The organism is Amphritea atlantica (assembly GCA_024397875.1).
GTDB lineage: Bacteria > Pseudomonadota > Gammaproteobacteria > Pseudomonadales > Balneatricaceae > Amphritea > Amphritea atlantica_B.
In genome coordinates this window covers 2,221,315-2,234,324 of sequence record CP073344.1, presented here as the reverse complement: position 1 = coordinate 2,234,324, position 13,010 = coordinate 2,221,315, and the positions used below count along the sequence as shown (strand labels likewise).

The 13,010-nt window shown below is 49.7% G+C and carries 11 protein-coding genes; 7 read left to right on the top strand and 4 right to left on the bottom strand.

Going from position 1 to position 13,010, the window contains the following annotated elements; translation table 11 throughout:
* Position 1: 1 nt before the first annotated feature.
* Entirely contained in the window at positions 2–406 is a 405-nt protein-coding gene (gene ligA / locus KDX31_10260; GenBank protein UTW01761.1) for a protocatechuate 4,5-dioxygenase subunit alpha, read from the bottom strand.
* Between the two features lie 242 nt (positions 407–648).
* Positions 649–1,836 (bottom strand): benzoate/H(+) symporter BenE family transporter, encoded by a 1,188-nt coding sequence (locus KDX31_10255; protein UTW01760.1) that lies wholly within the window; start codon positions 1,834–1,836, stop codon positions 649–651.
* A 145-nt stretch (positions 1,837–1,981) separates the two neighbouring features.
* Here KDX31_10255 and KDX31_10250 point away from each other — a divergent pair, with 145 nt between their 5' ends.
* The 6 genes from KDX31_10250 (at position 1,982) to KDX31_10225 (ending at position 10,021) form a co-directional block, all read left to right on the top strand.
* Complete coding sequence (locus tag KDX31_10250) at positions 1,982–2,866, top strand: LysR family transcriptional regulator (protein UTW01759.1); 885 nt, start codon at positions 1,982–1,984, stop codon at positions 2,864–2,866.
* Positions 2,867–3,176: 310 nt separating this feature from the next.
* Positions 3,177–4,073: a transporter gene (locus tag KDX31_10245; GenBank protein ID UTW01758.1), complete on the top strand. Its 897-nt coding sequence runs from the start codon at positions 3,177–3,179 to the stop codon at positions 4,071–4,073.
* Positions 4,074–4,088: 15 nt separating this feature from the next.
* A complete protein-coding gene (locus KDX31_10240) occupies positions 4,089–4,637 on the top strand; it encodes a twin-arginine translocation signal domain-containing protein (GenBank protein UTW01757.1) in 549 nt (182 codons plus the stop codon).
* Positions 4,638–4,656: 19 nt separating this feature from the next.
* Positions 4,657–6,204 (top strand): GMC family oxidoreductase, encoded by a 1,548-nt coding sequence (locus tag KDX31_10235; GenBank protein ID UTW01756.1) that lies wholly within the window; start codon positions 4,657–4,659, stop codon positions 6,202–6,204.
* A gap of 14 nt (positions 6,205–6,218) precedes the next feature.
* Positions 6,219–7,673 (top strand): aldehyde dehydrogenase family protein, encoded by a 1,455-nt coding sequence (locus KDX31_10230; GenBank protein UTW01755.1) that lies wholly within the window; start codon positions 6,219–6,221, stop codon positions 7,671–7,673.
* A 365-nt stretch (positions 7,674–8,038) separates the two neighbouring features.
* Positions 8,039–10,021 (top strand): sigma-54-dependent Fis family transcriptional regulator, encoded by a 1,983-nt coding sequence (locus KDX31_10225; GenBank protein UTW01754.1) that lies wholly within the window; start codon positions 8,039–8,041, stop codon positions 10,019–10,021.
* A gap of 44 nt (positions 10,022–10,065) precedes the next feature.
* Here the strand turns inward: KDX31_10225 and trpB are convergent, their stop codons facing one another.
* Together trpB and KDX31_10215 are read right to left on the bottom strand one after the other, a co-directional pair.
* Positions 10,066–11,268, bottom strand: a complete 1,203-nt coding sequence (gene trpB / locus KDX31_10220; GenBank protein UTW01753.1) for a tryptophan synthase subunit beta — start codon at positions 11,266–11,268, stop codon at positions 10,066–10,068.
* A gap of 158 nt (positions 11,269–11,426) precedes the next feature.
* The gene (locus KDX31_10215) at positions 11,427–11,675 is read right to left on the bottom strand and encodes a hypothetical protein (protein ID UTW01752.1); all 249 of its coding nucleotides are present in this window, start codon (positions 11,673–11,675) and stop codon (positions 11,427–11,429) included.
* Positions 11,676–11,785: 110 nt separating this feature from the next.
* Here KDX31_10215 and pdxB point away from each other — a divergent pair, with 110 nt between their 5' ends.
* The gene (gene pdxB / locus KDX31_10210) at positions 11,786–12,931 is read left to right on the top strand and encodes a 4-phosphoerythronate dehydrogenase PdxB (GenBank protein UTW01751.1); all 1,146 of its coding nucleotides are present in this window, start codon (positions 11,786–11,788) and stop codon (positions 12,929–12,931) included.
* Positions 12,932–13,010: the final 79 nt, after the last annotated feature.

Sequence of the window (13,010 nt, the reverse complement as noted above, 5' to 3'; positions counted from 1 at the left end):
ATTAGTTCCCATCCTTTATTGAACGCAGGCCCTCAGGAGAGCGGCCACCGGCTATCATCATTGCCTGATAATCTTCCGGCGTCATGCCGGTCATGGTTCCGACCGCTTGCAGGAAGCTCAGACCGTCCGTTGAAAACACTTTCGCCAGAAAATAGATATTGCCGCCTTCATCGAGCGCCGCATTATAGTCACGGTCAAGAATGGTCTGCTTCTGAGCTTCAGTCATTGGCCATTCATCGAGGTAGGCGCGCTCATCGGCTTTAAAACGTTCGCGGTTTTCCGGTTTCATCAGGCTCATGCAAAACTGGTTTAACCAGTAACCTTTTCTGCCCCGCTGGGCGGTATACACCCGGGTACCCGGAATATCTTCGAACTCGGCAAGATACTCATGAATAGATTGTTTCATTATATTTTTCTCATTTTTTCACAGCTATAGAACGTGCATCGTTTGCCCCGAACATGGTCATGATCGATCTGATCAACGGGTTCAATTATTAACCCGCTCACTCCAGAAGTGTTCCCCCGAAGTCAGCCACAGAGTTAAACGATGAATGGAAATAGTATAGGGTATCGATTGGACTAACCCAATCGACGGGAGGCCGTATACGGCCTGTCAATCATTCAATTTTTGCGTCTCGCTATAAGTAATCAGCTCCGCTTGAACCATCCCATCATATTTTCCCGTTTCTGATACAGCACAGCGTAGCTTAGCAAGCCGATAATCACACCCCAGAACGCCGCGCCAATGCCCAGGTAATTCATCCCTGAAGCGGTGACGACAAAGGTGATAAGCGAGGCTTCGAAGTGAAAAGTCTCCTGTGCAGCCCCTAGCAGATTGCTGGAGATTGCGCCCAGCAGCGCAAGCCCTGCCAGTACCTCGACAAAGTGTTCAGGCAGTGCGGTCAGCAGCGCAATGATGGTGCCTGAGAAGGTGGCGCCAATCAGATAGAACACGCCATTGGATACCCCGGCTATATAGCGTTTTGCCGGGTCCGGATGGGCATCTTCTCCGGTACAGAGTGCCGCCGTGATGGCGGCAATAACCGTGGTAATGCCGCCAAACAGGGCGGTAATCACCGATATGGCACCGGTACAGATGAATATTGGGCGGGCAGGGGTGTTGAACCCTGAGGCTTTGAGGATGGCAAAGCCGGGTAGAAACTGGCCGCTCAGACTGACAATAACCAGCGGCAGGGCAAGACTGAGTGTCGCGTTGAAGCTGAACTCTGGTGAGATGGATATCGGTGTTGTGAAACTTAATTCGACAGACTGAAGATGGGTCTCACCTAATAGAATCGCCCCTGCGAGACCGGCGATGAGCAGCAACAGCAGGCAGTATTTTGGCAGCAGGCGCCTGGATATCAGGTAGCTGACGATCATCAGAATACTCAGTTCAGGCATAAACTGGATCGCCAGAAACGCTTTAATCCCGAACTGAAACAGTATACCCGCCAGCATTGCATGGGCTATGCCTTTGGGGATGGCGCCCATAATGCGGTCAAAATAACCAGAGAACCCCAGCACAATCAGAATAATGGCCGCAGTGATATAGGCCCCGACCGCCTCATTCAACGAGAGTCCGGGAAACAGCGTGATCAGAAGTGCGGTGCCCGGCGCAGACCAGGCGGTAATGATGGGGGCTTTAAACCAGATACTCAGAAAAATACCGGAGAGCGCTGCACCGATAGAGATCGCCCAGACCCAGGAGGCCATCATCTCGTTGCTGACACTGGCACTTTGTGCTGCCTGATAGAAAATCACCAGTGGGCCGGAATAGGAGATCAGTACGGCCAGCAGTCCGGCGGTGATCGCCGATAATGAGAGATCTTTATGCATGATTGGGGCTATCCCGATTCAGTGGATTATTGTTTAGTATACCCAGTATATATTCTGGATATATCGAGATAATCAGCGGTTTTAGAGATAGACTGTTTAGAAAAGCTGAATAATAGATTGTTGTTGAAAAATAAAGGGGTGAGAATTGGACAGACTGTTTTCTATGCAGGTTTTTACCCGCATTGTCGATAGCGGCAGCTTTACCCAGGCGGCCAAGGAGATGAATATCTCCAGGGCTTCGGCAACATCGATGCTCAAACAGCTGGAAAAAAGTCTGGGCGTCAGGCTGCTACACCGGACGACCCGGCAAGTGAATCCTACGGGGGATGGCCGGTTTTATTATCAGCGCTGTCAGAAAATACTCGATCAGGTTTCTGAAACGGAGGAGATTTTGTCCCAGGTTGCTGCTATGCCAAGGGGACCGCTGAGAGTGGATCTGCCCAATAGCTTTTCCCGATTGGAAGTGATACCCCGGCTACCTGAGTTTTGCGCCAGCTATCCCGATGTCGAGTTGTTGCTGAGTGCCGGAGACCGGGTGATTAATCTGGTAGAAGAGTCGGTGGATTGCGCCATCAGGATTGGTAAGCTGGCAGATACCTCATCGGTTTCACGGTCACTTAAACCTTTGCCGCAGGTGACCTGCGCCAGTCAACGCTATCTGAGTCAATATGGCACCCCTGAAGGGCTGGATGATCTGACACAGCACCGCTGCGTTGAATACCGTTCCTCATCGTCTGGAGAAGTAGAGCCTTTAGCGTTCAGTGTCAGTGGCGAACTGCGTAAAGTGAATCTGCCGGTTACCGTGTCAGTGAGTAATGGTGACTCCTATGTTGCCGCGGCCGAAGCGGGAATGGGGATTATTCAGATCCCTGAATATCATATTCGCCGACAACTGGACGCCGGCACACTGATTGAGATTCTGCCTGATATCCGGCCACCCTCATTGACACTCTCAGTGCTCTATAGCCATCACTCGCATATGAAACCGGCTTTAAGAGTTTTTATAGACTGGATGGTTGAGCAGTTTTAACAGGTATTCACTTTTAACAGACATAGATTTTAGCATCCTGATTGTGAAAAGGATAAAGCACCTAACTGTCTTTGTAGAGTAAGCTTTTAATACTTTTCAAAAAGTCTATCTCCTTTATAAGAGCCACTCTTGAAACTGTCCCATTTCGGGACAATCGTGCTAAATGACTGTCCCGGAGTCGGACAAAAAACTGTCTCGGTAAATTTAAATGGTTTTATAACTTACTAATATTTAATAGTTTTTTTGTTGTGGCACAGTCGCTGCAAATTATTCTGTACCAATATTAAAAAACAACAAAAATGGTATAAAAATGAACAAAAGACATTTAACTGTTCTTGCTGCAACAGTCCTTGCTACGGGTGTTTCACTTATTCCATCGATTGCTCATTCAGCACAAGTTGCTACCGATCCGGGTGACTACAGTCCGCTTCCTGCGGGTATCGATCTGGGTATTCTTTATGTCCAGCATACTGAGCATCAGGATTATTACGCTTCAGGCAAAGAGATATCCAGTCTTGCTGGTATTAACGAGCTGAAAACTGATATCGGTCTGCTGCGCTGGGTTCATTATATTGAAGCGGGAGGATATATCCTCGATCCGCAGATCATCCTGCCTTTTGGTAAGGTTTCACTTGATACCACTGCGGGCACGACCAGCAGTTCCGGAGTAGGGGATCCGATTGTTGGCGGTACTATCTGGGTGTACAACAACACTGAGACAAAGCAGGCTTTCGGTTTAACCGCCCTTGCTTCATTGCCTCTGGGTGATTATGACGGCGCTAAAGGCCCGGTTAATATCGGCGAAAATCGTTGGAAAATGATTACCCAGGCAGGTTATGTCACTCCTCTGACTGAAACGCTTTCTCTTGATCTGATTGCCGAATATACCTTCTTTGGTGAGAACGATGATTTTGGCGGCGCACGAAAAGATCAGCAGGATCAATACGGTATTCAGGCGCATATCAGCAAAAGCTTTGGTCCCGCCACAAAAGCGACACTCAGTTACTACCATGACTTTGGCGGTGAAACGAGCCTTAATGGCGTTGACCAGGATGATGAACTTAACAACAGCAGCTGGAACGCAACCCTCAGTCATTTTGTTGCGCCTGATCTGCAGGTGATGGTTGAGTATGGTCGCAGCCTTGAGGTTGAAAATGGTTTCTTTGAGGAAGACCGTCTTAACCTCCGTTTTGTCAAAGTATTCTAAGCAGGATGAACTCCTATGAAAGATCTGATGATTAGCCGAAGACATTTCATTAAAAAGACGGCAATGATTGCCGCAGCCATAACGGCGTTACCTGTCGTCAATGCGGTCGCTGGTGTGCTGACTGATGAGTCGCGCATGGACGACCTGGAGCGTGCGGTGTTTGCCAAAATGTTGAAAATTGCCTTGCCCACTGAGGGTAGCACTCTGATAGATCCGGCAACACTACCCGTACTGCCAACCATTGAAGGTGCGTTGTTGGCTGGTATGGAGCCGCATATTCGCCAGGGGCTTCGCGGAGGGATCAATTACTTTAATGAGGGGGCCATCAAAGCGTTTGGTGATCGCTTTGTCAATCTGAGTGACGTCGATGCCGTCCGGTTTGTAGATCAATGGAGTGCTTCCGCGGCTCCGCCTGAACGCGCTCTGTCCATGGGACTCAAGAAGCTCACGGTGCTTGCCTACTGGGCTATTCCAAATACCTGGGGGCCGCTTGGTTACGACGGCCCGGTATCGGACAAATGGAACCTTCCTTCGCTGGGTAATACGCCCGAGCCTAAGATATAACGATGACAGGTAGTAATTTATGTCTACACAAAATAATAAACTGAATATTAAAACGGCAAAGGATATCCAGGACGCGTCGTTGATTATTGATGCGGATGTGGTGGTTATCGGTTCTGGTGCGGGTGGCGCAATCAATGCCTATGAACTGGCTAAGCAGGGGAAAAAAGTTGTCGTGCTGGAAGCGGGTCCTTATGTGCCTTCGTCCGAGTTTAAAGAGATGATGGCGGTTGCCATGGGGTCTCTGTATCAGGACGAAGGTGGTCAGTCCAACACCCATGGTGATGTGACAGTGTTGCAGGGCGCCTGTGTGGGCGGTTCCACCGTCGTTAACGCGGCACTCTGTTTCAGGACGCCGGATTACTTCCTCAACCTATGGAAAGCAGAGCACGGTTTGGTAAACCTGACCCCTGAGCTAATGTCCGGTTACTTTGATAAGGTTGAAAAGAATCTGAGTATCGAGCCAAACGCTAAACATGAGACCAGTATCGGAGCCAATCTTATTCTCAATGGCTTAAATAAACTGGCTATTGAACCAGGCGTTGCCAAACGTAATATTCGTGATTGTGCGATGAGTGGTTTCTGTTTTTCCGGCTGCAAAACGGATCGCAAACAGTCGATGCTGGTGACTTATCTGCCCTGGGCCTGTAATCATGGCGCAGAAATCTATGCGGATACCCGGGTGATCCGTATTAACACTGCAAATGGTCAGGCATCCGGGGTTCAGGCTGAGGTTGTCGATCCAAAAACTAAAGTGGTGAAAGCTCAGGTAACGGTTAATGCGCCGATAGTGGTGCTGGCTGCCGGGCCGATTCAGTCGCCCATTATTCTGCAAAAATCAGGAATCGCTAACTCCAGTGGTCAGGTGGGGAAAAACTTTGCTTGTCATCCAAGCCTCTCTGTTACGGCAATGTTTGATAAAGAGGTGAATGACTTTCACGGTGCTACGCACTCACTGTATGTCGATACTCACACGCTGCCGGAAGAGGGCGGCTATATCCTGCTGAATGCCGTTCAGGAACCGGTTGAAGCCAGCTTTCAGGCAGAGCCGGGAACCGGGAAAAACTATGTTGCTTATATGGAAAAATATCGCAACAGCATCCGTTTGATCACCCTTGTTCACGATGAAAACGTGGGGGAGGTACGCTTCAAAGATGGTGTTAAAGAGATCCTCTATGAAGTGGATGATCATGACTTTGAAGCGATGAAAGCGGGTCTTAAATTCAATGCAAGGATCCTTTTTGCCTCCGGTGCGAGCTTTCTTTATCTGCCCACCTCTGATCGAACCGTCATTAATAGCGTTGATGAGATCGATTCGGTGATTGATCAGCTAAAAAATGAACCGGCCCGCTACCGTTACACATCCTTCCATCCGCAGGGGACTTGTCGGATGGGGGCTGACCCGGCGAACTCTGTGGTTAACCCATATGGTGAAAGCCACGATGTGAAGAAACTCTACATCTCTGATGCCAGCCTATTGCCTACCTCTATCGGTTATAACCCATCGGAAACGGTGTATGCGCTGTCGAGCTATATAGCCGATGAGATTATTAAAGCTAACTTTAGCTGAGCGAGGAGAAGAGTATGAATTTTTCAGAGATCTATAATGATAGCTGCAACTTTTCGTTGGATATGATGTTTTCCGGTGAGTTAATCGATGTCACGGAACCTGCAACAGGGAATCGTCTAGGTTCTTTTGCAGCGGCGACACTAAGCGAGCTGGATAGACTGATAGAAACAACTAGGGAGGCACAGGAAGGTTGGGCAAACACTGACTTTGACTCCCGGGCGAAAGTGATCCGTCACTTCGCTGCTTTATTAGAAGACAATGCCACGCTGATTAATACCTGGAATGGACGAGAGTGTGGTTCTATTGAAGGCAAATCACAATGGGAGTTGCAGGCATGCATCGACCAGGCCTATATGTGCGCAGCGCTGCCGATGAATCCCTACGGTGATATCTATCCATCAAATATTCCCGGACGTGAAAATCATTGTATCCGTGTTCCACTTGGGCTTGTGGGGGTGATTTCACCCTGGAATTTTCCATTGCTGTTGAGTTTGCGCGCGGTTTTGCCAGCACTGGCGATGGGCAACAGTGTCATTATAAAGCCAGATATCAATAGCACTGTCGTCGGTGGCTACCTCATTGTTGAACTACTGAAACAAGCAGGACTGCCCGAAGGTGTCTGTACTCTGGCTCCAGGTGGAGTGACCGTTGGTCAGCGGCTGGTTGAGCATCCTCAGGTCGATATGATCGCGTTCACCGGATCGACAGCGGCTGGGCAACAGATAGGGCAGGTATGCGGAGGAATGTTTAAGAAAGTGGCGCTGGAGTTAGGCGGTAACAACGCATTTGTTGTGCTGGATGATGCCAATATAGACGGTGCATCCTCCTGCGCTGCCTGGGGCAGTTTCCTGCATCAGGGGCAGATCTGTATGCAATCAGGGCGGCATATCGTGCATGAGGCTGTTGCGGATGCCTATGTTGAAGCCCTGTGTGTCAGGGCGAACAATCTTGCGGTAGGTAACCCGAATAAAGAGCCGGTTCATCTGGGGCCAATTATCAATGAGCGCCAGGCAGATCGTATTATGCGTTTGATCGAAGATTCTGTTGCAATGGGGGCCAGGGTTGTCTGTGGTGGCAAGCGGGAAGGTGCTTTTATCTATCCAACGGTAATGACACAGGTCACACCCGATATGCCAATCTTTAAGGAGGAGATTTTTGGTCCGGTTGCACCGGTGGTGACGTTCGCTTCAGATAATGAGGCCATAGCGCTGGCCAATGATACTCCGTATGGACTTGCCGCGTCTGTTCAGGGTGCTGATATGTCCCGCGCTAAGCGAATAGCCAGCCGCATTGATGCGGGTATGGTGCATATTAATGATCAGACGGTAAATAACGAGTATCAGGTGCCGTTTGGGGGTATGAAATCATCCGGCAATAGCGGTCGTTTTGGTGGCCCGGCCAATCTGGAGGAGTTCACTGAAAGGAAGTGGATCAGCATACGGGACGAGGCGCTTATTTACCCCTTCTGATAAGTATTATAAGGAGCACTTTGCTGGCTTTCGCCTCACTTCGGTGGGGCTTTCTTGTAGTTTTTTTGCCTCTCTGTCAGGTAGCCGTTTTTTGGGTAATCAGTAAGTATCTGATTTTTAAACCGCAATACTTCCCTATAATCTCCGTGTTTGCAGGAACTGCATAGTAGTTGCGGGAACTGTATAGCGATTTTAAGTGCGCTCTGACAGGATACTTCTGTCTGCACGTTGAAAGAAGCTCCGTTATCTATCTGCTTTGGCAAGGCTCCCTTTTTAACCGGATGAACTTTGTTTCTAAGCGCTGTATAGTTTCCTGAGTTATATAGATATCTAAAGACCTCATAATAACAATAAGAGGGGACCCTATGCTTCCCAGCATGTCTGTGGTTCGTCGCGATTTTGAACGCGGTGAGCATGATCTGGCGCGTTTGCTTGATCAACCGATCTTTGAGTCATGGCAGCGCTGCTATGCCAATAACCTGCAGATGGCGGGCCATGTAGATTATGGTTTTTTAGCGCCTGATCAGTTTAAAGATATCTTCCTCTTTCAGAAGCCGTTACTTGACTGTTCACGTAAACATCTCGATGCACTGTACCAATCCCTGGGCGGGGCTGGCTGGTCAGTTCTACTGACTGATAATTATTGTCAGGTGCTGGATGTCCGTCGCTCAAAAAATATTGCCGAGCCGAAAATAATGGATGCGTTCAGGCAGGGAGCCGTACTCTCTGAAGAACTGATAGGTACCTCTGCGATGTCCTGTGCGCTCACATCTGAAACGTTCGTCAGCGTGTTTGGTCCGGAACATTACAAAGAGTTTCATAAAAGTTTTAATTGTGCAGCAGTGCCTGTATACGACCCGTTAGGTGTTGTTTGTGCCACTGTGGATATTACCAATGAAGCCCCCAACCGGGATGCGGCTGCTTTTTACCTTCTCGAAGCCTGCGCCAGGAGTATTCAAAACGAACTGATCATGTCGATTCCCAATGCGATTGTTATTGAACTTCAGTCGGGAACGGGGCAGTTTGGTGCCAATAATATTGTGCTGGCATTTTCGTATGAGCAGATGGTGATCGGTGCCAACATCGTTGCGGAACGCTTTTTTAAACTGGATCTGAAACGTCAGAGTATCCATTTTGAGGGGCTGTTTGATGAATCATTCTCTGTTTTGTTCGATCAGGGCTTATTGAAAAACCAGTCTTTCAATCTGAACCTGTCGGGAGGCATCTCTCTGCAGGGAAGAGTGCTTAACGTTCCCCGCAGTGAACAGGGACGGCTGTTTCAGAGCGGTGAGCTGAACCCCGCTGAACTTAGCGAGGAGGGAAAAGGCCTTGAAGAGAATAGCCTTGAAGGTAAAAACAGCTCGCTTAAAAAACTCAAAAATGACAAAACTGAGACTTCTATAGCGAAGCCTTATTTTGGTGATCAGCGAATTCATGCCGCGATAGACAACGGATTGAAGGCGATTGGTCGTCTGCCCGTATTGATCCTGGGGGAGTCGGGTGTCGGCAAAGAGGTCGTTGCCCGATACCTGCATCAATTCAGCCCTGCCAGTAAGGGGCAACTGGTGTCGCTTAATTGTGCTTCTATACCTGAATCACTGATAGAGAGTGAGCTTTTCGGTTATGAGGCGGGCACATTTACGGGGGCAAACCGGGAGGGGCGTGCCGGGAAAATACAGCAGGCCAATGGTGGAACCCTGTTCCTTGATGAGATTGGCGACATGCCGGTTGCGTTGCAAACAAGATTGTTACGTGTACTTGAAACCCGGGCAGTCGTGCGTCTTGGATCAGCGAAATCTGAAACGGTACAGTTTCAATTGATCTGTGCCACGCATAGAAATATCTCATCGGCTATAGAAGCCGGTGCGTTCCGTCGGGATCTGTTCTATCGGATCAGTGGCTTTGAAATTACTATTCCGCCCCTTAGGGAAAGAAACGATATCAGTGGAGTAAGCAAGCTAATATTAGCGGATGAGTCCGGCGGGCAGCGTCAGTTAAGTGATGAAACATTGCACTATATCAACCGCTATTCATGGCCGGGTAACGTGCGTGAGCTGCGCAATGCGTTGATCTATGCCGATACCCTGGCGGAGCCTGGCCGGCCTATTGAGCCTGGAGACCTGCCGGATATCGTTTGCCCTAATCGTTCAGTCAACAATGAAACGAACAGTAAATTTAAAACCAGTAAGATTAAAGCAACCTGCGATGATATGATTCTGGACGCGATCGAATGCTTCGATGGAAATCTGAGCCAGGCGGCGAAGTATCTTGGCATTGCCAGGTCAACGCTGTATCGCAAACTAGAAAAGATTCAGAGTGAAGTGCTGATAAAAAAAGGCCGATCTTAACTAAATAAGATCGGCCCTTTAGTTTTTAGACTTACACTCAGCGTTTACAGCCCCAGCTTATCCGCCACATAGTCGGCGTCTTTATCGCCCCGGCCGGACAGGTTGATCAGAATACTTTTATCCTTACCCAGCTTTGGTGCTTCACGCATCGCCCAGGCGACGGCGTGGGCGCTTTCCAGCGCCGGGATGATGCCTTCAACCTGAGACAGGGTCATAAAGGCGTTGAGGCATTCGTCGTCGGTGACCGACTGATACTCAACCCGCTCGATATCTTTCAGATAGCAGTGCTGCGGACCGACACCGGGGTAGTCCAGTCCAGAGGCGATGGAGTGAACCGGCAGGGGTTCGCCATTTTCATCCTGCAGGACGTAACATTTGAATCCGTGGATCGCGCCCGGTGTTCCCAGTGTCAGGGTGGCGGAATGGTCTTTGGTGTCGAGGCCTTTACCGGCCGGTTCTACACCGACAATCTTCACCTCTTCATCTTCCAGGAAAGCGGTGAACAGGCCCATGGCATTGGAACCGCCGCCGACACAGGCGGTGATGATGTCCGGGTTTTTACCATGCCGTTCGTTGAACTGCTGACGCGCCTCGCGGCCGATAATGCTCTGGAAGTCGCGTACCATTTTCGGGAACGGGTGCGGACCAACGACAGAACCGATGGCGTAGATGAACTCTTCAGGGTTTTTCAGATACTCTTCGAAGGCGCTGTCTACCGCGTCTTTCAGGGTAGCGGTGCCACGGGTGACCGGTACCAGTTTGCAGCCCAGGATCTTCATCTTGGTGACGTTAGGGTGTTCTTTCTCGATATCCACCTGACCCATATGGATCTCGCAGGGGATACCCACCAGCGCACAGGCGGTCGCCAGAGCAACGCCGTGCTGACCGGCACCGGTTTCTGCCAGGACTTTCTTCTTGCCCATAAACTTGGCTAGCAGCGCTTCACCGAGGCAGTGGTTAATCTTATGGGCGCCGGTGTGATTGAGGTCTTCCCGTTTCAGGTAGATCTGTGCGCCGCCGAGTTTTTCACTCAGGCGTTTGGCATGATAGATCGGGCTGGGGCGACCGACATAGTCCTGATTCAGCAGCATCAGTTCGTTCTGGAACGCTTCAGTATGGCGGATCTCTTCGTAAGCCTGATCGATATCGTCCATCACTTTTTTGAGTTCCGGCGGGATAATCTGGCCACCGTAGTTACCGAAATATCCCTCTTTGTCTGGCATCGGGGCAAAATCAAACTGACTCATAAAACCTCTCTTAGCTCATATTTGACGGCTAGTAATGTGATACCGTCGGGCACGATTATTTATAATATTTGTATTATGTAGAGAGGAATATATCGCTGTGGCGAGCAGATGCCAACTGTTGGGTTTAATAAATTACCGGCTGATTGAGGCAGGGCAGATTAGCCGAAGTCCAGTTCGATCTGCTGTTCTTTGGATACGGTTTTTTTGAAGCCGAGGTTTTTCTGACGTCGGCTGATCTCTCTCAGCTTGCTGCGGGCTTCATGATAGCAATGAAAGATGGTGTGGTTGACTGAATCTTTGTTATTCAGCGTATTGCCCCAGGACTCGCTCAGCACCCAGTCCCCCATCAGATCCTGATAGAGTCGGACTATGAAATAATCCTGTTGTCTGCGCCAGCGAATAATCAAAAAACTACCTGAGTAAATTTGTCCGGAAATGATGTCAAACCGTAAGGCGCGCCATTATAATCGGCGTTTCGCCCCTAAACCAGCTGATTTTATAACCTTTGGAGTGATCATTGAAATCAACCGGACTGAACATCGTTGCCGACGAAAATATTCCTGCACTGGAGCGCTTATTTGGCCATCTGGGAGAGATTCGCAAACTACCAGGCAGAACGATTCAGAACAGTGATCTGCAACACGCAGACCTGCTGCTGGTGCGCTCGGTGACCCGGGTCGATCAGACTTTGCTTGAAGATACCCCCGTCCGGTTTGTCGGCACCGCGACTATCGGTACGGATCATATCGATACCGACTGGCTTAAGCGTAATAACATCGGCTTTTCCAGCGCGCCGGGCTGTAACGCTGATGCGGTGGCCGAGTATGTTATCAGTAATCTGTTGCTGGTCGCTGGCGAGAACGATTTCAGGCTGACCGATAAAGTGGTTGGCATTGTCGGGGTGGGTAATGTGGGCCGGCGTTTACAACAGCGGCTGGCTAAGCTGGGCGTTAAACTGCTGTTGAATGATCCTCCCCGTGCGGATGCCGGAGAAAAAGGGTTTGTTGCGCTGTCGCAGCTGTTACAGCAAGCCGATATCATCTGTCTGCATACACCGTTGACAAAGAGTGGAAGCCACCCCAGTTTTCATCTGCTGAATGAAGATAACCTCGATCTTATTAAGCCCGGTGCGATATTGCTGAATGCCGGACGGGGGCCGGTGATAGATAACAAGGCGCTGTTAGACTGGCACTGTAAACGCAATGATGTCACGCTGCTGCTGGATGTTTGGGAAGCGGAGCCTGTGGTTGATGCTCATCTGGCACAACGGGTTCGCATTGGCACCCCGCATATTGCCGGTTATAGCCTTGATGGTAAAATTCGCGGCACCTGGATGCTCTATCGGGCATTTTGTCTGCAACAGAACATAGTCCCTCAGATTGAATTGTCTGATTGCCTCGCGGAAGCCGGGCCTGAACCCGAGGTTCAGCTGCAGGGAGGCGAGACACTTACCGATATCGTGCACGCTATTTATCAGCCAGAAGCGGATTTTAAACATTTTATGGACTCGCTGGTGGATGCTGAATCTCAGCCGCTGGCGTTTGATCTGCTCAGGAAAAACTATCCGGTACGGCGGGAGTTTGTGGCGGCAAAACTGTCCGGCGCTAAGCCATCTGCCGAACTGGCAGAGCAACTGAGCGCGGTTGGCTTTTGTCTGGACTGAGCATTTTGTCCGGCATGCTTTTTTTATAAGCTTACATTGATCAGGTCAGCAATCTGATTGATCTGTATACTGTTTCTTT